The sequence below is a fragment of the Pseudomonas sp. GW456-12-10-14-LB2 genome (genome assembly GCF_002884345.1).
In the GTDB taxonomy this organism is placed as follows: domain Bacteria; phylum Pseudomonadota; class Gammaproteobacteria; order Pseudomonadales; family Pseudomonadaceae; genus Aquipseudomonas; species Aquipseudomonas paraglycinae.
The window spans coordinates 34,307-55,705 of sequence record NZ_POHV01000017.1 but is presented as its reverse complement, the minus strand read 5'-3'; the positions used below and the strand labels follow the sequence as shown (position 1 = coordinate 55,705).

The 21,399-nt window shown below is 63.3% G+C and carries 7 protein-coding genes; 2 read left to right on the top strand and 5 right to left on the bottom strand.

Annotated features, from left to right (window positions below; translation table 11 throughout):
• The first annotated feature begins 8 nt into the window (after positions 1-8).
• Both C1X29_RS14025 and C1X29_RS14020 read left to right on the top strand, forming a co-directional pair.
• On the top strand, positions 9-12,335 hold the full coding sequence (locus tag C1X29_RS14025) for a non-ribosomal peptide synthetase (protein WP_102717690.1): 12,327 nt from the start codon (positions 9-11) through the stop codon (positions 12,333-12,335).
• 75 nt (positions 12,336-12,410) lie between these two features.
• The gene (locus C1X29_RS14020) at positions 12,411-13,367 is read left to right on the top strand and encodes an alpha/beta hydrolase (RefSeq protein ID WP_102717689.1); all 957 of its coding nucleotides are present in this window, start codon (positions 12,411-12,413) and stop codon (positions 13,365-13,367) included.
• Positions 13,368-13,432: 65 nt separating this feature from the next.
• Here the strand turns inward: C1X29_RS14020 and C1X29_RS14015 are convergent, their stop codons facing one another.
• The 5 genes from C1X29_RS14015 to pvdM form a co-directional block, all read right to left on the bottom strand.
• A complete protein-coding gene (locus C1X29_RS14015) occupies positions 13,433-15,913 on the bottom strand; it encodes a TonB-dependent receptor (protein ID WP_102686979.1) in 2,481 nt (826 codons plus the stop codon).
• A 113-nt stretch (positions 15,914-16,026) separates the two neighbouring features.
• Positions 16,027-17,676 (bottom strand): cyclic peptide export ABC transporter, encoded by a 1,650-nt coding sequence (locus C1X29_RS14010; RefSeq protein ID WP_102717688.1) that lies wholly within the window; start codon positions 17,674-17,676, stop codon positions 16,027-16,029.
• A 109-nt stretch (positions 17,677-17,785) separates the two neighbouring features.
• Entirely contained in the window at positions 17,786-18,673 is an 888-nt protein-coding gene (locus C1X29_RS14005) for a formylglycine-generating enzyme family protein (protein ID WP_102686980.1), read from the bottom strand.
• Positions 18,674-18,712: 39 nt separating this feature from the next.
• On the bottom strand, positions 18,713-19,990 hold the full coding sequence (locus C1X29_RS14000) for an aminotransferase class V-fold PLP-dependent enzyme (RefSeq protein ID WP_102717687.1): 1,278 nt from the start codon (positions 19,988-19,990) through the stop codon (positions 18,713-18,715).
• Positions 19,987-21,357 (bottom strand): pyoverdine-tailoring dipeptidase-like protein PvdM, encoded by a 1,371-nt coding sequence (pvdM, locus tag C1X29_RS13995; protein WP_102717686.1) that lies wholly within the window; start codon positions 21,355-21,357, stop codon positions 19,987-19,989. The genes C1X29_RS14000 and pvdM overlap by 4 nt, the downstream gene beginning before the upstream one ends.
• Positions 21,358-21,399: the final 42 nt, after the last annotated feature.

Here is a 21,399-nt window from a genome sequence, read left to right as displayed (position 1 = left end):
AAAAACGCGTGCAAGAGTTAATCGAGTCGGTAGGACAACTTTCGGCTAAGCAAAGAAAGGCTCTGGCGGTTCTGCTCAAGCAGAAAGGCGTCAACCTCTTTGACATTGCCCCGGTTTTCAAGCGCACGGCCGAAGAGCCGCTGCTGCTGTCCTACGCCCAGCAGCGCCAGTGGTTTCTCTGGCAGTGGGCGCCGCACAGCGCGGCCTACAACATTCCGACGGCCCTGCGCTTGCAGGGTCCGCTGGATGAGTCGGCGCTGGAGCGCAGCCTTCAGGCGCTGATCGAACGACACGAAACCTTGCGCACGGTGTTCTCCCAGGAAACCGAACAACCGCTGCAAACGATCCTGCCGCCAGGACCGTTTGCGCTGGAAACCTACCCGTTGAGCCCTGAGCTGGCGAGCGACCCGGATGCTTCGATCCAGGCGTTCGTCCAGACTCAGAGCCAGAAGACTTTCGATCTGCAGCAAGGCCCGCTGCTGCGCGCGGCCCTGCTGCAGGTCAACCCGAACGACCATGTGCTGGTGCTGACCCTGCACCACATCGTCTCCGACGGCTGGTCGCTGCAAGTGATGATCGAAGAGCTGGTGCAGCTCTATGCCGGTTTCAGCCTCGGTCACGATGCCGGTCTGCCGCCCCTGCCGATTCAATACGCCGACTACGCCTTGTGGCAGCGCCAGTGGATGGAAGCCGGCGAGCAGGCGCGGCAACTGGCCTACTGGCAGGAAAAACTTGGCGGCGAACAACCGGTGCTGGAACTGCCGCTCGACCGCGCGCGCAGTGTCGATCAGAGCTTTGCCGGGGCCAGCCACAACCTGATTCTCGATGCGCAGCTGAGCCAGGGCCTGAAAGCCTTTGCGCGGCGAGAAAACGTCACGCTGTTCGTCTTGCTGCTGGCGTCTTTCCAGGCACTGTTGCACCGCTACAGCGGGCAGTCGGACATCCGTGTCGGCGTGCCGGTGGCCAACCGTGGCCGGGTGGAAATCGAGCGTCTGATCGGTTTCTTCGTCAACACGCAGGTGCTCAAGGCCGACGTTGACAGCCAGACCTCGTTTGTCGATTTGCTGCGTCAGGTCAAACAGACCGCACAGGAAGCCCAGGCCCATCAGGACTTGCCTTTCGAGCAACTGGTGGAAGCCCTGGAACCGGGTCGCAGCCTGAGCCACAGTCCGCTGTTTCAGGTCATGTTCAACCATCAGGCGGAACGCCGCAGCAGTGTCGAGACGCGCCTCAACGGCCTGAGCATCGAGCCGCTGGAATGGCAGAGCCAGACCGCCCAGTTCGACCTGACGCTGAACACCACCGAACAGGCCCACGGCATCGAAGCGGTGCTCAAGTACGCCACCGATCTGTTCGATGCGGCGACCATCGAGCGTCTGGCACAGCACTGGACCGCGCTGCTGCAGGCGATCGTCGCCGACCCGTCGCGCAGCATCGGGCAGTTGCCGATGCTCGATGACGCACGTCAGCAACAACTGCTGAGCCAATGGAATCCGACACGGGTCGAGCACCCGGTCGAGCAGTGCATTCATCAGGCCATCGAAGCCCAGGCGGAACGTCATCCCGAGGCGGTCGCCGTGACCTTTGCCGGGCAACGGCTGACCTACGCCGAGCTCAATCGCCGGGCCAATCAGTGGGCGCACCGGTTGATCGCGAACGGCGTCGGCCCGGATGTGCGGGTCGGTGTGGCGGTCGAGCGTTCGCTGGACATGATCGTCGCCATCGTCGCCGTGCTGAAAGCCGGCGGTGCCTACGTGCCGCTGGATCCGGGCTACCCGCAAGACCGCCTGAGTTACATGATCGAGGACAGTGGCATCGGTCTACTGCTGACCCAAGGCCATTTGCAGGCACAGCTGCCGATTCCGCCGGGCCTCACCTGCCTGGACCTGAGCCAGACACTGGAGCCGGGCAACAGCGAAAACCCGGTGTGCCTGACCACCCCGGACAACCTGGCGTACGTCATCTACACCTCCGGTTCGACCGGCAAACCCAAAGGTGCATTGCTGCCGCACAGCAACGTCATCCGCCTGTTCAGCGCCACCGACCACTGGTTCGGTTTCGGCCCGGACGACAGCTGGACCCTGTTCCATTCCTACGCGTTCGACTTCTCGGTCTGGGAAATTTTCGGCGCGCTGCTGTACGGCGGAAAACTGGTGGTCGTACCCCACGACGTCACCCGTTCCCCGGAAGATTTCTACACCCTGCTGTGCGATGAACACGTCACGGTGCTGAACCAGACGCCATCGGCGTTCAAGCCGCTGATGCAACTGGCCAGTGAATCCACGCGCGACCATTCGCTGCGTTACGTGGTGTTCGGTGGCGAAGCGCTGGAGGTGCAGAACCTGCGGCCATGGTTCGAGCGTTTCGGCGACCGTGCACCGACGCTGGTGAACATGTATGGCATCACTGAAACCACCGTGCACGTGACGTACCGTCCATTGTCGATGGCCGACCTTGAGCAAAGTCACAGCAGCCCGATCGGCGAGCCGATCGTCGACCTGTCGTGGTACCTGCTCGACAGCGCGCTGAACCTGGTGCCGCAAGGTTGCATCGGCGAGCTGTACATCGCCGGTGCCGGTCTGGCCCGGGGTTACCTGAATCAGCCGGGCATGAGCGCTACGCGTTTTGTGCCCGACCCGTTCAACCCGCAGGCCGGCGAGCGTCTGTACCGCACCGGCGACCTGGCACGCCTGCGCGGCGACGGGGTGATCGAGTACATCGGTCGTATCGACCATCAAGTGAAGATCCGCGGTTTCCGTATCGAGCTGGGGGAAATCGAAACCCGGCTGCTCAAGCACCCGGCGGTGCGCGAGGCGGTGGTGCTGGCGGTCGAAGGCCCGAGCGGTCAGCAACTGGCGACCTGGATCGTGCCGAACGAGGCACTGCAAGCCGATGCCGAGGCGACGCTGCGCGATTCGATCAAGGCGCAACTGCGCGACGCCTTGCCGGACTACATGGTGCCGGTCAGCTGGGCATTCCTCGAGCGCCTGCCGCTGACCGCCAACGGCAAACTCGATCGCAAGCAACTGCCGCAGCCGCAGGTCGCTCAGGTGCAGGAAGCGTATGCCGCGCCGCGCAGTGAGCTGGAACAGCAACTGGCCGCCATCTGGCAGGACGTGCTGAAGGTCGAGCGTGTCGGCCTCAACGACAATTTCTTCGAGCTGGGCGGCGACTCGATCATTTCGATTCAGGTGGTCAGCCGCGCACGTCAGGCGGGCATCCGTTTCACGCCCAAGGACATCTTCCAGCATCAGACGGTGCAACGCCTGGCCACGGTCGCGCAGCAGAGCGACGTGGTGCTCGCGACCCAGGGCGATGTGCTCGGCGAGGCGGTGCTGACGCCGATCCAGCAGTACTTTTTCCACAGCGATATCCCGGCGCGTCATCACTGGAACCAGTCGATCCTGCTGACCCCGACCGCAACGCTGGCGGCGGCAGCACTGGAGCAGGCGTTGCAGCATCTGCAACGGCACCATGACGCCTTGCGTCTGCGTTACCGCGACCTCGAGGGTGGCTGGCAACAGACCCACGCACCGGTCGAACAGAAACTGGAACTGCTGCGCACCGTGACCTTGCAGGACAGCGCGGTCTTGCCGGCGCTGTGCCAGGAACTGCAACGCAGCCTCGATCTGGACAACGGCCCGCTGATCCGCGCGGTGCTGGTGGACTTGCCGGACGCCAGCCAGCGCCTGTTGCTGGTGATCCATCACCTGGTGGTCGACGGGGTGTCCTGGCGGATCGTGCTGGAAGACCTGCAAACCGTTTACCAACAGCTGACGGCGGGGCAGGTTGTGCGCCTGCCGGCCAAGACCACCGCGTTCAAGGACTGGGGCGCGCGCCTGCAAGGGCATGCGCACAGTGCCGTGCTGGAAGCCGAGCTGGATTACTGGCGCGGGCAGTTGAGCGGCGCGGGCATCGAACTGCCGCTGGACAACCCGCAAGGTCAGTTGAGGAACCGTTTCGAGCGCAGCGTCGATACGCGTCTGGATGCCGAGCGCACCCGGCAGTTGCTGCAACAGGCCCCGGCGGTCTACCGCACCCAGGTCAACGACCTGTTGCTGACTGCGCTGGCCAAGGTGCTGTGTGAATGGACCGGTGCCGAGAGCGCGCTGGTACAGCTCGAAGGGCATGGTCGTGAAGACCTGTTCGACGATGTCGACCTGAGCCGCACGGTGGGCTGGTTCACCAGCATGTTCCCGGTGCGTCTGACCCCCGGCGCCGGTTTCGAAACCTCGATCAAGGGCATCAAGGAACAGCTGCGGGCGATCCCCAACAAAGGCATTGGCTACGGCCTGTTGCGATATCTGGGCAGCGCCGAGGCACAGGCTGCCCTGAGCGGCGCGGCGCAGCCGAAGGTGACGTTCAACTACCTCGGCCAGTTCGACAACAACTTCGATGAAGGCGCGTTGTGGGTGCCGGCCACCGAAGACAAGGGCGCCGGGCAGGACGAGCGCGCGCCGATGGCCAACACGCTGACCATCGATGGCCGGGTCTATCAGGGGCAGTTGAGCCTGACCTGGACCTACAGCGGCGATGTGTTCGAAGACGCGACCATCCATGCGCTGGCACGTGCCTATGAAGGCGCGCTGGCCGAGTTGATCGACCATTGCCTTAATCACGCGAGCGGTGGTCTGACACCGTCCGACGTGCCGCTGGCCGGGTTGTCCCAGACCCATCTGGACAACCTGCCGATCGTTGCCCAGCGGATCGAAGACATCTATCCGCTGGCGCCGATGCAGCAGGGCATTCTGTTCCACAGTCTCTATGACGCCGATGCCAGCGCTTATGTCTATCAGATGCTGCTGGACATCGAAGGTCTGGACATCGCGCGCTTCCAGCAGGCCTGGCAGCGAGTGGTGGATCGCCATGAAGTGCTGCGCGCCGGTTTCATCTGGGGTCGCGACGGTCTCGACACGCCACTGCAAGTCATTCATCGCCAGCTGACCCTGGAAATGCCGGAAGTGGACATGCGCCACGAGCCGGACCTGGCCGTGGCCATGGAAGCGCGGGCACGGGCTGATCTGGAGCGCGGTTTCGATTTGCAGAACCCGCCGCTGCTGCGTCTGTGCCTGTTGCGCACGGCCGATGATCGCCATCGCCTGATCTTTACCTGCCACCACATCCTGATGGATGGCTGGAGCAACTCGCGGATGTTCGGTGAGGTGCTGCAGGATTACGCCGGTCATCCGGTGCCGGGTGCGCAGGGCCGTTACCGGGACTTCCTGGCCTGGCTGCAAGGCCAGGACAAACAGGCCGCGCAGGCTTTCTGGCGCGGGCAACTGGCCGAGCTCGACGAGCCGACCCGTCTGGCCTCGGCGTGCCCGGGCAACGTGCAGCCGGGGGCGGGCAAGGGCGTGCATCGCCTGACGTTCGATGCAGCGTTCACGCGCCGCCTGAACAGTTTCTCGCGCCAGCAGCAGGTCACTCTGAACAGTCTGGTCCAGGCAGCATGGCTGTTGATTCTGCAACGCTACACCGGCCAGCCCACGGTCGCGTTCGGCGCCACGGTGTCCGGGCGTCCGGTGGATTTGCCGGGCGTCGAGCAGCAACTGGGGCTGTTCATCAACACCTTGCCGGTGATCGCCAGCCCGCAACCGGGCGTCAGCGTGCGCGACTGGGTGCGCAGCGTGCAGGACAAGAACCTGCTGCTGCGCGACTTCGAGCAGACGCCGCTGCAAGACATTCAGCGTCTGGCCGAGCTCAACGGCGAAGCGTTGTTCGACACCTTGCTGGTGTTTGAAAACTATCCGGTATCAGAGACGCTGGAGGCCAATCCGGGCGGCCTGCGCTTCGGTGGTCTGGAACACCGCGAGCAGACCAACTACGGCCTGACCCTGATCGCCGGTGCCGGCGAGGTCCTGAGTCTGGACTTCAACTACCTGACCGAGCAGTTTTCCGAGCGCGGCGTATTTGGGTTGGCCACGCACCTGGAAGTAGTGTTGCAACAGTTCCTTGAGTCGCCGCAACGCCTGTTGGGTGAAGTCGGGCTGCTGTCGGGTGCCGAGCACAACACGTTGGCGCAGTGGAACGACAATCACGCCGCGTATCCGGCTGAGCGTCTGATTCATCAAGGCTTCGAAGCGCAGGTCCTGGCCCGTCCGCACGCTGTGGCTCTGAGCCATGGCGGTGTGGCCCTGAGTTATGCCGAACTCAATCGCCGGGCCAACCAGCTGGCCCGTCATCTGTCGACGCTGGGCGTCGGCGCCGAGGTCCGGGTGGGCGTGGCGATGCCGCGCTCGGCGGAACTGGTGATCGCCCTGATGGCGGTGCTCAAGGCCGGTGGCACCTATGTGCCGCTGGACCCGGACTACCCGGCCGATCGCGTGGCGTACATGCTGGAAGACAGTCAGGCGAAGGTCCTGCTGACGCAACAATCGTTGCTGGCGCAACTGCCGCAGACCGATGCACAGGTGGTGCTGGTGGAGGCGGGCGGCGATGCCTTTGCCGATGCGGCTGCCGATAACCTCGACGTGTGTGGCGATTCGGCGAACCTGGCCTACGTCATCTACACCTCCGGCTCCACCGGCAAACCCAAAGGCGTAGCGATTGCCCATCGTAACGTCCAGGCACTGATCCACTGGTCCGCCGACGTCTACAGCGAGGCTGACCTGCAAGGCGTGCTCGCCTCGACGTCGGTCTGCTTCGACCTGTCGGTGTGGGAGATTTTTGTCACCCTCGCGCGTGGCGGTTCGATCGTCATGGCGCGCAATGCCCTGGAACTGCCGGACCTGCCGGAGCGCGATCAGGTGCGTCTGATCAACACCGTGCCGTCGGCCATCGCTGCCTTGCACCGTGCCGGGCATATTCCGAATGGCGTGCGGATCATCAATCTGGCCGGCGAGCCGCTCAAGCAAAGTGTGGTCGACAGCCTGTACCGCGAGACGTCGGTCGAGCACGTCTATGACCTGTACGGGCCGTCGGAAGACACCACCTATTCGACCTGGACCCGCCGCGAAGCCGGCGGCCAGGCGAACATCGGCCGGCCGCTGGTCAACACCACCGCGTACCTGCTGGACGGGCAACTGCAAGCGTCGCCGATCGGGGTGGCGGCCGAGCTGTATCTGGCCGGTGACGGCATCACCCGCGGTTACCTGTTCCGTCCGGGCCTGACCGCCGAGCGTTTTGTGCCGAACCCGGCCTCGACCAGCGGCGAACGGATGTACCGCACCGGCGACCTGACGCGCCTGGGTGACGACGGTCGGATCGAATACGTGGGCCGCATCGACCATCAGGTCAAGGTGCGCGGTTTCCGCATCGAACTGGGTGAAATCGAAGCGCGCCTGCTGGCCCATGACCGCGTGCGTGAAGGCGTGGTGCTGGCGGTGGACGGCCTCAGCGGTCAACAACTGGTGGCGTATGTGGTGCCGACCCAATCCGGCCTCAGCCTTCAGGAGCAGGATGAGCTGAGCGAATCGCTGCAATCCGCCCTCAAGGCGCACCTGCCGGATTACATGGTGCCTGCGCAGTGGCTGTACCTCGAGGCGCTGCCGCTGACCCCCAACGGCAAGCTGGACCGCAAAGCCTTGCCGGCACCGGACGCCAATCAGTCGGCCCGGGACTATGTCGCCCCGTCAACGGAGCTTGAGCAACAGCTGGTCGTGGTCTGGCAGGACATCCTGAAGATTGACCGGGTCGGTGTGACCGATAACTTCTTCAGCCTGGGGGGTGATTCGATCATCTCCATCCAGCTGGTCAGCCGTGCGCGCCAGCAGGGCATTCGCTTTACCCCCAAGGATCTGTTCCAGCAACAGACCGTGCAGAAACTGGCGACGGTGGCGTCGGTGGAGTCCGCGCAGCAGGCCGACGGCACGCCGGAAAACTACCCGCTGGCGCGTCTGGAGCAGGCGCAGCTCGATGCGTTGCCGGTGCCGGCGGATCTGATCGAGGACGTTTATCCGCTGTCGCCGATGCAGGAGGGCATGCTGTTCCACACGCTCTCGGACAATGGCAGCAGCCTGTACGTCAACCAGGTCAGCTTGCCGATCCAGGGCCTGGATGTGGAGCGTTTCCGGGGCGCCTGGGAATTTGTGATCGATCGCCAGGCGATCCTGCGGACCAGTTTTCACTGGCAGGACGGGCTGGCCAAGCCGTTGCAAGTGGTCCATCGTCAGGCCCCGCTGCAGATGCAGGTGCTCGACTGGCGCGAGCGTGAGGTCAGCGATGAGTTGATCGCCGAATTCGCCAGCGATGATCGTGCCCTCGGCTTCGATCTGTCCCAGGCACGTCTGCAGCGGGTGACGCTGTTGCGCCTGAGCGATGACCGCTATCAGATGATCTGGACCAGCCACCACATCTTGATGGACGGCTGGAGCAGCTCGCGCCTGTTCGGCGAAGTCTTGCAGTATTACTCCAAGGGCAAGGTCAGCGGTGAGAACGGTCGTTACCGCGACTTCATCGCCTGGTTGCAGGCACAGGATCAGGACGCGCAGGAGCTGTTCTGGAAAGCGCGTCTGGCGGCGGTCAACGAGCCGACGGCGTTGAGCCAGGCGATCCATCCGCGCCATTCGGCCGATGTCTCCGGCCACGATGCGATCTACTCGAACTGGGATCAGGCGCAAACCGCACGCCTGCTGCAGTTCTGCCGCGACCTGCGCATCACCCCCAACACGTTGATTCAGGGCGCCTGGCTGCTGCTGTTGCAGCGTTACACCGGGCAGCGCACGGTCACGTTCGGTGCCACGGTTTCGGGGCGTCCCGAAGGGCTGGCGAATGTCGGCAACATGCTGGGTCTGTTCATCAACACCTTGCCGATCATCCAGACGCCGCAGGCCGATCAGCGCCTGGCGGACTGGCTCGGCGAAGTGCAGGCCTACAACCTGGACATTCGTGACTATTCCCAGGCGCCGCTGGCCGATGTGCAGCGCTGGTCCAACCTCGGTGGCCAGGCACTGTTCGACAGCATCATCGTGTTCGAGAACTTCCCGATCGATGATCGCCTGCAAGAAGAAAACGACACCGACCTGACCTTCGGCAAATCCATCGGCCACGGCGTGACCAACGTACCGATGGACCTCGCGGTGATGCTGGGTGACGAGCTGTCGATCGAGTACCTGTACCTGCGCAGCCACTTCAGCGCCGAGGCCGTGGAAGGCATTCGCCTGACGCTGGAAAACACCCTCGAAGCGATGATGCGTGCGCCTTACGAGCGACTGGGCAATCTGCAGCGCCTGTCGAACGAGCAGTGGCAGGCGATCCAGGCCTGGAGTGCCGAACCGGTCTCCAGCCACGAATCGGTGCTGCTGCCGCAACTGATCAGCCGGCATGCGCAGCATCAACCCGAGGCTATTGCCCTGCAGTGCGCCGGGTTGAGCCTGAGCTATGCCGAACTCGAACAACGGGCCAATCGTCTGGCCCACTGCCTGGCCGAACACGGTGCGGGCCCGGAAGTGGTGATCGGCGTGGCGCTGCCGCGCTCGCTGGAAATGGTCGTCAGCTTCCTCGCCGTGCTCAAGAGCGGTGCGGCCTACGTGCCGCTGGATATCGATTATCCGCCTGAGCGACTGGCGTACATGATCGAGGATTCGGGCATGGCCCTGTTGCTGACCCAGAGCAGCCTGCGCGCCACCTTGCCGGCGCCTGAAGGACTGCTGCGTCTGGAAATCGATCAGCTCGACGAGTCCCGCTACCCCGATCACGCGCCGGTTTCCCGTGTGCAGGAGCAAGGGCTGGCGTATCTGGTTTATACCTCCGGTTCCACTGGGCGGCCGAAGGGCGTTGCGGTCACGCAAGGGCCGTTGAGCATGCACTGTCAGGCGATCGCCGAACTGTATGAAATGGACGCCAGCAGCTGCGAGCTGCACTTCATGTCATTCGCTTTCGACGGTGCCCATGAACGCTGGTTGAGCACGCTCTACAGCGGTGGCCGCCTGGTGATTCGCGACGGTTGCCTGTGGACGCCGGAGCAGACCTACGCCGCCTTGCACGAGTATGGCGTCACCATCGCCTGCTTCCCGCCGGCCTATCTCAAACAGTTGGCCGAGTACGCGGCGGCCAGCGGCATCGCGCCGCCACCGGTGCGCATCTACTGCTTCGGCGGTGATGCCGTGCCGGACCAGACCTTCGAACAGGTGAAGGCGGCCCTGCGTCCCGAATACTTCACCAACGGTTATGGCCCGACGGAAACCGTGGTCACGCCGATGCTCTGGAAGGTCCCGGTGAGCCAGCATTGTGAAGCGGCCTATGCTCCGATCGGTCGTGCCGTCGGTGCACGTTCGCTGTACGTGCTGGACGAGGATCTGAACCCGCTGCCGCCAGGTTTTGCCGGTGAGCTGTACATCGGCGGTTATGGGGTTGCCCGTGGTTACCACGGCCGTGCGGATCTGACCTGCGAGCGCTTCGTACCCAATCCGTTCGCGGTCGGCGAGCGCCTGTATCGCAGCGGCGACCTTGTGCGTTTGCGTCAGGACGGCGTGGTCGATTACGTCGGGCGCATCGACCATCAGGTCAAGGTGCGCGGTTTCCGCATCGAGCTGGGTGAAGTCGAGGCCAGCCTGCGTCAACTGGAGGGTGTGACCGATGCGCTGGTGATCGCCCGGGACAATGCGTCCGGCAAGCAACTGATCGGTTATGTAGTGACGCCAACGGGTGAAGACGTGGGCGATGAACTCAAGGCCGGGCTGCGCGCCTCGCTGCCGGAGTACATGGTGCCGGCGCAAATTGTCTGCCTGAGTGCTTTCCCGGTCACGCCCAACGGCAAACTCGATCGCAAGGCGCTGCCGGAGCCGGACTTCAAGAGCGAGGAATATGTCGCCCCGCGCAACGAGCAGGAAACACTGCTGGCCGAGATCTGGGCTCAGGTGCTGCAAGTCGAACAGGTGGGCATCACGGATAACTTCTTCGAACTGGGTGGCGATTCGATCCTCAGCCTGCAGGTCATTTCCCGGGTCAGGAACCACCCGACGTTGCAAATGGATCTGAAGCTGCGCGATCTGATGCGCTATCAGACCATCGCCGGCATCGTCGAACAGAACGTGACGAAGGAAGGCGCCGGACAGCCGCTGGTGGACGTCACGCAGGTGGCGGGCGAGGGCTTGTTCAATCTGTTGCCGATCCAGGAGTGGTTCTTCGCCGAGGGCATGTCCGAAGCCCATCACTACAACCAGTCACTGCTGTTGAGTGCGCGTCAGCCACTGGATCTGGATGCGCTTGAGCAGGCCCTGGGCTGGATCGAGCAACACCACGACTCGCTGCGCCTGCGCTTCACTCGGGAGAGCGGGCGCTGGCTGCAACGCTACTGCACCGCCAACGAACAGGGCGATGCGGTGCTCTGGCGCCGTGAAGCCGAGAACAGCGAACAGGTCGAAGCGCTGGCCAACCTTGCCCAGCGCAGCCTCAAGCTGGACGACGGGCCGGTCTGGCGGGTGATGCATGTCGCCCTGCCGGACGGTCAGGCGCGACTGCTGGTGGTGATTCATCACCTGGTGGTCGACACCGTGTCCTGGCGGATCCTGCTCGATGACCTGAAAACCGCTTATGAAGCGTGTGTGCAAGGGCTGGCGCCGCAACTGCCGATTCGTACCAGCAGCTATCGTTCGTTTGCCGAGGCCTTGCAGGCTCAGGCCCCGGCGATTGCCGAACAGGAGCTGGCGTACTGGCTGGAGCAGCTCGATCAACCGGGCGTCGATCTGCCGTGCGACAACTACCGCGGCAAGAATCAGGTGCGCCAGCAGGCGCAGGCGCGGCTCAAATTGTCCCGCGAGCACACCGAACAATTGCTCAAGCAGGCGCCGGCGGTCTATCGCACGCAAATCAACGACCTGCTGCTGTCGGCACTCGGTCGGGCCCTGTGCCGCTGGAGCGGTCAGCCATCGGCGCTGATTCTGCTGGAAGGGCACGGCCGCGAGGATCTGTTCGAATCCATCGACCTGAGCCGAAGCCTTGGCTGGTTCACCAGCATGTTCCCGGTCCGGTTGCGTCCGGACAGCGACGATATCGGACGTTCGATCATCGACGTACAGGCGCAGCTGGCGGCGGTGCCGCAGAAGGGCATCGGGTATGGCGTGCTTCGTCATCTGGCGGGCGCCGAGGTGTCCCGGCAACTGGCGGATCTGCCGCAGGCGCGGGTGACGTTCAACTACCTGGGGCAGTTCGACCAGAGCTTCGACGAGCAGGCTCTGCTGGTGCCGGCGCTGGAGGAAACCGGTGACAACTACAGTCTGAAGGCGAACCTGGGCAACTGGCTGGAAATTGTCGGCCAGGTGTATGACGGCCAGTTGGCGCTGCGCTGCATCTACAGCAGCCAGCGTTATCGCGCCGGCACCATGGACGCACTGATGCAGGATTACCAGCGTGAACTTGAAGCGCTGATCGAGCATTGCATGGCGCGTGTGGGCTGATCGCTGCACGCTGGATCATTTTTGAGGGGCGTTGCCGAGGCGCGCCCCTTTTTTGCTGATACAAGGATCTTCGCGATGTCGTTACACCCTGATCTGGAAGCCTTTCTCGACCTGGCTCAAGACAGCCAGGATGCCGGTCTGCCGGCGCTGCACCAAATGACCCCGGCCCAGGCCCGGGACACCTTCGAACAGACCACTGCGCAGTTGCGCTGGATGGCGCCCGAAGACCTGGACGTGCAGGCCATCAGCGCGACCGCCCGGGACGGTGCGCCGCTGGCACTGCGACTTTATCGCCCGCAAGGTGTGTCAGCGCCAATGCCGGTGCTGGTGTATTTCCACGGTGGCGGGTTTGTGGTCGGAAGCCTCGATTCCCATGACGGCGTGTGTCGCGAGTTCTGCCGGCGCACGCCATGCGCGGTGCTCTCCGTGGGCTATCGACTGGCGCCGGAGCACCGTTTCCCGACGGCACTGGAAGACGGTGAGGACGCCTTGTCGTGGCTGGCCGAACACGCGGCTTCGTTGGGCCTGGACTCGGGCCGGGTCGCCTTCGGCGGTGACAGCGCCGGGGCCACGCTGGCCACCGTACTGGCGGTGCAAGCGGTGGTTCAGCCGCACACCGTGGCCATCGCACCCAAGGTTCAGTTGTTGTGCTATCCAGTCACCGACGCCTCCCGTGCCCATGATTCGCGGGCCCTGTTCAGCGAAGGCTATCTGCTGGAAGACGAGACACTGGACTGGTTTTATGGGCATTACGCGCGCACCCCGGAAGATTATCTGGACTGGCGTTTCTCGCCGTTGCTGGCCGAAGATCTGCGTGGCGTCGCCCCGGCCATTGTCGTGCTGGCCGGGTTCGATCCGCTGCTCGATGAGGGCCAGGCGTATGTCGACAAGTTGCGTGAGCACGGTGTGAGCGTCGAGCTCGAGCACTGCCCGGGGCTGACCCACGACTTGCTGAGGCTGGCGTCGGTGATGCCCGATGTCCTGCAGGTACACGAAACCCTGAGCCGTGCGCTGCATCGCGCATTGAGCTGAACCTCAGACAAATTCGCAGGCCAGAAAAAACCCCGCAATGCGGGGTTTTTTCATGGTCGCTGTAATCAGAAGTCAGCTTTGACCGACATCACGAAATTGCGCGGGTCGCCATAGAAGTTACCGAAACCTTCGGTGCCCACAGTGGCGTAGTAGCGTTTGTCGAACAGGTTGTTGCCGTTGAGGGCGACGGACCAGGTGTCATCGATGCGGTAGCCGATGCGACCGTTCCAGACCGCGTAACCCGACTGGGTGATGTTGTCACCGCCCAGTGGCGAGGTGCGGTAGTTGCCGCTCTGGGCGTTGACGCCGGCACCGATGGTGACGCGATCCAGAGGGCCGCTCAGGCTGTAATCACCCCAGACGCGCAGCAGGTGACGTGGTACGTAGGAGTTATAGATCACGCCGTCCTGGGTGGCGTCGGCGTCTTCCAGCACTTTGGTCTGGGTGTAGGTGTAGCCGGCCAGCAGTTGCAGGCGATCGATCACTTCACCGCTGACTTCCGCTTCGAAGCCCTGGGCGCGGACCTTGCCGGAGTTCAGCGAGCAGGAACTGTCTTCACAGCGCGGGTCATCCTGGGCCGCATCTTTCTGAATGGTGCGGAACAGGTTGAAGGAGCTGTTCAGGCGACCGTCGAACCACTCGCCCTTGATCCCCAGCTCGTAGCTCTGGCCGATCAGGGGTTTGAGGGTGCCGCCGTCGATGGTCTTGTAGCCGCCTTGCGGGGTGAAGATATCGGTGTAGCTGGCGTACGCGGTCAGGTTGTCGTTGAGGTCGAACAACAGCCCGGCAAACGGGGTGACCTGTCCGGTTTCGGTGGACTTGGTGTTGACCGGGGTGCCTTCGCCGCGGAAGTACTGCACGGAATCGGTGTCGGACTTGTACCAGCTGACACGGCTGCCCAGCACGAAGGTCAGTGGATCTGCCAGCTTCAGGCGGGCGGTGGAGTAAACACCGTATTGCTTGATGTGCATATCTACCGGACCGCCCCGGGAGGCATTGGCCAGGTAGTAGCTTTCGTCAGGCTGGGGCAGGTGATGGTTCGGGTTCAGTACGTTCTGGCGCTGTGGCAAGGCCGCCACGGCGTAGAAGTCATCCTTGTGGGAACGGCTGGCGTTGGCGCCGACGGTGAGTTCGTGCTGCTGGCCGAACGCGTCGAATTTGCCGTCCACGTAGGCATCGAAGCCGTAGTCGGTCTGCTCGTAGTCGTAGATGCTCCCCAGCATCAGCGTGTTGGAGCTGGTGGCGCCTACCGGCACCGCGCCGCTCGGGAACGCGTACTCCATGTCCTGGGTGTTGCGCGAGAAGACCCCGGCCACTTTCAGGGACCAGTCGTCGTTGAACTGATGTTTCACGTCGCCGAAGTAGGTGGCGCGTTTGCTGCGCTGGTTGTTCCACGAGGTGTTCAGGCAGGTGGAGCGCTTGAGGTGCAGGTCGGAGCCATCGGCGTAGCGCGGCAGACCGCCCCAGCAAGGTGTGGCGTCGACGTCTTCATAGGCCATGCCCAGGCCCAGGGTGGTGTCGGGGCTGAGGTCGAAGTCCAGCGCACCGTAGTAGATCTGGTCCTTGCGGCTGGCCACGTCATAGAAGTACTGGCGGGTCTGCTGAGTGACCACGGCGCGGCCACGGATGGTGCCGGCGTCGTTCAGCGGGCCGCCGGTGTCGACCTGACCGCGATAGTTGTCCCACGAGCCTGCCGAAAGCGACAGTTGGGTGTGCGGGGTGTCCTGGCCGCGCTTGCGCACGAAGTTGACGCCACCGGCCGTACCGCCTGCGCCTTTCATCATGCCGGCAGCACCGCGCAGCACTTCGACGCGGTCATAAATGGCCATGTCGCTGTTGAAGCTGTCGGCCTGTACGTAGCTGCTGCCGATGTCCAGCGGCACGCCGTCGTACTGGTACTGGCCGGTCATGCGAAAACCGCGCGAGTAGAAATACTTGCCGCCCATGGGCGAGTCGTAAACGGTGATGCCCGGAGTCTTTTCCATCACTTGTTCGATGGTGTTGAGGTTCTGGTCGTCCAGCATCTTGCGGGTCATGACCGTGACCGACTGCGGGGTCTCCTTCAGCGAGTGCACGCCCTTGCCGATGGTCACGCCACCGGTGGTGTAGGAGTTGCTGCCTTCGGTAGTGGCCGTCAGTCGTTGCCCGTCGATGTTGGTCGGTGCCAGTTCCATCGCGCTGCCGGTGGCGGGGGCCAGCAGGGTCACGGTATTGCCGTCACGCTGATGACGGATGCCGGTGCCCTTGAGGATGGCCGCGATTGCGCTGTCGTCCGCATACCGGCCGTTCAGGGCGGTGGAGCGCAGGCCTTGCAGGCTTTCCGGGCTGTAGATGATTTGCAGGCTGGTCTGCTGACCGAGCGATTGCAGGGCCTGGGCCAAAGGTTGCGCCGGGATGTTCAGGGTCCATTCCTGGGCCTGGACATACGGGGCGACGGCCAGCGTCATTGCCAGTCCCAGGCCGGTGGTGGCCAGACGGGAGCGGGTAGCACCGTGCATGAGCAGGGCTCGGGTCAGTGGGCGAAGCATGAAGCGGGATGCGGACATGAGGTTAAGACCTTGGCAGGTATAGTTGTTAATGGTTCTTATTCATCTCATTAAGACGAGAAAGCCGCGGTAAACCGGAAAATATTTTTCCGGCCTGGCCGCGGCTTCGTCGATCAAGCGGTTTGCAGTTCGCTTTTGACCTTTCCGGCCTCCATGCGCACTAGCTGATCGGCAACGTCGAAGTAACGGTCATCGTGGGAAATCACGATGATGGTCTTGCCCAGCCGTTTCAGGTCGGGCAGGAGTTCGGTGTAGAAAATCCGCCGGAATGTCGGGTCCTGATCGGCGGCCCATTCGTCGAACACCAGCACCGGGCGCTCTTCGAGCCAGGCGTTGACCAGTGCCAGACGCTTGCGCTGGCCGGTGGACAGATCGGTGGTGGTGAACGCTCCGTCGCGCACGCTGACCTTGTGCGCGATCTCCAGGCGTTCGAGGTAGCGGGTAGCGTCCTGCGGCACTTCGCGGTCACCCTGGATCAGGTCATCGAACAGGTAGTAGTCGGCAAAGATCGTGGTGAAGTTCTGGCGGTAGTCGTCACGGTTCAACGCGGTGATCGGCTGGCCGTTGACCCGGATCTCGCCTTCGGTCGGCGCATACAGGCCCAACAGCAGTTTGATCAGGGTGGTTTTGCCGCAGCCGTTTTCACCGACGATAAACACGATGTCGCCTTGCTCGATGCGCAGGTTGACCGGTCCGAGGCGGAACGGTTCGCTGCCTGCAACCGGCGGGAAGGCATAACGCACATTGTTCAATTCCAGACGGTTGACGGCACCGGGCTTCTTGCCCTGGTCTTCCAGCAGCAGGTGCGGCTCGGGCGAGGAGAACTGCTCGCTCAGTTCGGCAATCCGGCGGAAGGCAATCTGCGCGCGGCTGATGATCGGCAGTGTGCTGACCAGATGTTCCAGCGGGCCCTTCATGTACAGCAGCACCAGCACGAAGCCGCTCATCACGGCCTTGTCACCGCTCGGCCAGAACGATTGCAGGGCCAGGGCCAAGCCGATCACCACGAAGAACAGCATCGATCCGAAGGACTTGGCGATCACGAACGTGTTGATCGATTTGATCTGGGTGTCGCAGATCTTTTCGGCAGTATTCTGGATACCCGAGACAAACATGCGCTGGCGGCGCGGGCGATGGATGCGCAGTTCCTTGGCGCCTTCGGCGATCGCGTTGTAGTGCTTTTGCAGCTCGTCTTCGGAGTCGCGCGCAGCGTAAAACCCGCGCATGCCCTTGGCCCGGGCAATCGCCTGGATGGTGGTGCCGATGGCGATTGCCACCAGCATCATCAGGAACATCGGCCAGGACAGCATCGCCAGATAACCGAGGCAACCCAGGGTCACGGTCATGGAAATGGCCAGCGGTGCAAACGCGAAAGCGAAGTCGCTGATGGTGTCCACGTCGTGGGTCAGCACCGGAATCAGGCGGTGGCTGCGATAGCGTTCGATCTGGTCGATCGGTGCCGACAGCACTTTCTCCCCCAGCTCTTTGCGCAGGCGGGCAATGATGTGTTGGCCGACGTAGTTAGTGCCGATGTCGGACAGGATCGTGGTCAGCAAGGCCAGGGCGCAGAGCCCGGCGAAAATCATGACCACGGTGCGGGTCAGTCCGTCGGCCGAGTGCAAGGCGTTGTTGATGGTCGCCAGCAGCACGGTGACGCTCAGGCCGCCGATCATGCCGAGCACGATGGACACGCAGACAATCAGGCGGAAGGGCTTGAGCAGGGCGAACAATTCGTTGATCGCCCCACGCGTTGGCTTGGTCATGGAGGATTCCTGCTTCGGTGCGGAGGGAGTGCCGGTATGTAAGGAAAACGAATGGTCACAGGGTTTCTTTAAACGACCGCAGACGGGCTGCGGTCGCTGACAGGCGGGATCAGAGGTCGCGCACTACGCGAAAGCCCAGCCAGTCGCCCTTGCTGGTCGGCCAGCTGCTGTTGCGGTTGCCGGAACGGGAAAACACCGGTGCCTCGCCCCAGTCGTTGCCGCGCATGACCTGGCGTTCGCAGTTTTCCTGTACCCATGGGCGGCCGTCGTTGGGTACGCCGGAGTAATCCTTGTGATAACAGTCGGCTGTCCATTCGTAGACGTTGCCGTGGGCGTCGTACACGCCAAAGGCGTTGGCCGGGAAGGTGCCGGCCGGGGACGTGAAGTTGTAACCGTCGGCGGCGCCGTAGGTGTTGGCGTGTTTGGAAATCTGGTAGTCGCTGCCTTCGTCGAACGGGAAGGGGAACGATCCGGTGCTGCCGCCACGGGCCGCGTATTCACGGATCGATTCGCTCGGCAGGCGGTAGCTGTGGCCGGTCTTTTTCGACAGCCAGTCGATGTAGCCCTGGGCTTCGGCCACGTTCATGCAGACGGCCGGGTCGCGTTTGGTCTGTTTGAACTCGGGCTTGCCGGCGGTGCAGCGGCGGCCCGGGCGATCATCGAAGTCATAGGGCTTGGCGCCGGTCTCGCGGACATATGCATCCCACTCGCCGACCAGCACCTGAAAGCGGCTGATGGCGAACGGTCGGGTGAAGGTCACTTCGTGGCGCGGGCCTTCGTCGGGTTCGCGGCCGACTTCGTCGTCCGGTGTGCCCATGGTGTAAGTGCCGGTCGGCAACACCACCATTTCCGGACAATCCTTGCAGTCCTTGAACACTTTGCCGGGGGCCGGCGGGGTGGCTGCCAGGGCGGCGCCCGGCAGAAGGCCCGCGCACAGGGCGGTCAGGGCCAGGGCGGGCAATGCCTTGAAGGTGATTGAGGCGTGAGGCTTTTTCATGAGTCGTCTCTGTTTAAAGTAAAACCGGGGGCGCAGGGGTCAGGCGCGCAGCGTCTTGCCCAGCAAATCGAGGAAACGGTCCACTTCGGCTTCAGTGTTGAGCAGACCGGGCGCGGTCCGGATCACCGGGCCGACGTCGCGGCTGACGGCATCACAGACCACGCGGTGTTTCATCAGGCGAGCGGCGATGTCATCGCTGTCACGGCCCTTGACCCGGAAGAAGCTGAAACCGGCAGAGAACTCCGGATCGACCGGGGTCACCAGTTCGACATTCGGCTGTTCCAGCAAGCGCTGCTTCAAATAGCTGTTGAGCTGATGGATGCGCGCCTGCACGTCGGCCTTGCCCAGTTGCAGGTGCAGCTTGAACGCTTCGTCCACCGCCCAGCGATGTTCGAAGGCGTGATAGCCGCCGGGCGTCATGGTGTTGGCGAAGGTCGTGGCTTCGGAGAAGGTCGGCACGCTGGGGCTGACGTATTTCACTTCGTCACTGCGACTGCAGACGATGCCGGTGCCGCGCGGGCCGAACATCCATTTGTGCGTGCCGGCGATGAAGAAATCGCAGTTCATCTGCGGGAAGCTCAGGTCTTCGACACCAAAACCGTGCACGCCGTCGACCACGTAAATGATCCGGTCCTTGTCGTCGCGGTTTCGGTTGTGTTCGTCGACGAGGCGGCCAATGTCGGCGATCGGCAGTTTCACGCCGCTGCCCGAATGCACCCAGGTCATGCCGAGGACGCGGGTTTCGGGGCGGATGTTGCGATTGATGATGTCGAGCACCTGATCCGTCGAAACGCTTTGCGGGTTCTCGAACAGCGTGAGCTTGCGCACCCGGGTGCCGTCGCGGGCGGTGCGGAAGTCGAGGATGTTGCGGGTGGAGTAATGCTCGTGAACCGTGGTCAGGATTTCCTGGTCCGGGCGTACGTGCACACTGCCGTAGATCATCGCCAGACCTTCGGTGGTGCTGCCGGTGAGGGCGATCTGGCTCGGCCTGGCCTGCAAGTACTGGCCGGCCCAGACCCGCACGTTTTCTTCGCGCTGTTCGGTGACGCCCAGATCCCAGTCCATGGCCAGGCCCGGATTGCGGTCGATGTCCGCACGATGGCGAGCGATAGCCTCGCGCACGGGCCTTGGGTGCGATGTCACCAGGAAGTTGGCGAAGTGGATCGCGTCCGGATCCTGTTCGAACATCCCGCGCAAGGCCAACCATTTGTCCTGCGGCGAAGCGGCGGCGCGGGCCGGTTCAGCCAGGCTCACGCCCAGAGGCAGAGCGGCGGCCAGTACGCCGGCCTGCTTCAGAAAAGTGCGGCGGTCAGTCATGGTCGGGTCGTGTCCTGACGGGAGATCAGGGCAGGTTTGGCGGCTTTCTGCACCTGATCCCAGACCCGCAGGAAGTTGCCGCCCCACAGCTTGGCGATGTCGGCTTCGGAGTAACCGCGCTGGATCAGTTCGGCGGTGACGTTGCGGATCTCGCCGACGTTTTCCCAGCCCTTGATTCCGCCGCCGTCATTGAAGTCCGAAGAGATGCCGACGTGGTCGATGCCGATCTTGCGCACGGTGTAGTCGATGGCGTCGCCGAAGTCCTTCAGGGTGGCTTTCGGTTCCTCTTCGAGAATTCCGTACAGGCCGCTGGCGTACTGACCGAGTTTCTGTTCCGACCAGGCGGTGATGATCGGGTCGCCCGGCATCAGCGCCATGGCCAGGTTCGGCAGAGGCGGCAGATCGAAGCGGGCGCGCAGGGCGTTGAGTTTGTCCTGGGTGCCCTGGGTCAGCGGTTTGAGGTACTGCGAGAAACCGACCACCTGCACCACGCCGCCGCTGTTCTTGATCAGCTGCAGTTCCTTGTCGCTTAGGTTACGCGGAATGTCCACCGCCGCTCTCGGCGCGGAGTGCGAAGCCACCAGCGGTGTACGGCTCAGTTGCGCAACCTGCTCCAGGCCCTTGGTCGACATCTGCGAGACGTCGATGATCACGCCCAGGTCATTGAGGCGGTGCACGGCCTGTTTGCCGATGTCCGAGAGGCCGTCCAGCGCATCCGGGGAATCATTGAAAAACGGCAACGGGCGCGAGGAGTCTGCCCAGCTGTTGTTGCCGATATAGCTGAAGCCGAACATGCGCATGCCACGACCGGCCCACAGGTCCAGTTTGCTCAGGTCGTTACCCAGCGGGTAGGCGTTGAGCATGCTGATGAAAATCGCAAACTTGCCTTCGCCATGCAGGCGGCGGAAATCGTCAGGGGTATAGGCGATGCCGACCTGATTGGGGAAGTCGCGCACCAGGCCCGAGATGATCTTGTAGCGCACTTCCTGTTGATTGCGGGCCTCTTCGACGAAACCGTCGGTGGGGCGGTGAGGCGCGTTCGGGCCGTTCCACATTTCCGGCCAGCCGAACACCGTCAGCGCCGCGCCGGACAGCCGTCCACGGTTGGCCTTGATCAGGTCGAACTGCCCGGAGCCGTCCTTGTCGGCTTCATTGCCATGGGCGCCGAAACTCAAGGGCACGGTGATGTGGCTGTCGAACGACAGGATCCGCTCCTGCAGTTCGGTGGCCTGTTTCATCACCTTGACCGGGTAGCCGGGGTTGTCCCTGAACCAGTAATCCCAGGCCAGAAAGCCTGCGCCGGCGCTGATCGCCAAGGCCAGCGGCAGGCCGATGTATAGAGCCTTTTTCGAACGCGGTTTTGTCATTGCCATCTCATTCAGGTTCGCCGTCGAGGTACAGGCGCAGGG

Bases quoted from the DNA above. Each gene is read 5' to 3' on its own strand.
- C1X29_RS14010 (WP_102717688.1), bottom strand. From the start codon at position 17,676: ATGACCAAGCCAACGCGTGGGGCGATCAACGAATTGTTCGCCCTGCTC.
- C1X29_RS14000 (WP_102717687.1), bottom strand. From the start codon at position 19,990: ATGACTGACCGCCGCACTTTTCTGAAGCAGGCCGGCGTACTGGCCGCC.
- C1X29_RS14020 (WP_102717689.1), top strand. From the start codon at position 12,411: ATGTCGTTACACCCTGATCTGGAAGCCTTTCTCGACCTGGCTCAAGAC.
- C1X29_RS14015 (WP_102686979.1), bottom strand. From the start codon at position 15,913: ATGTCCGCATCCCGCTTCATGCTTCGCCCACTGACCCGAGCCCTGCTC.
- C1X29_RS14005 (WP_102686980.1), bottom strand. From the start codon at position 18,673: ATGAAAAAGCCTCACGCCTCAATCACCTTCAAGGCATTGCCCGCCCTG.
- pvdM (WP_102717686.1), bottom strand. From the start codon at position 21,357: ATGACAAAACCGCGTTCGAAAAAGGCTCTATACATCGGCCTGCCGCTG.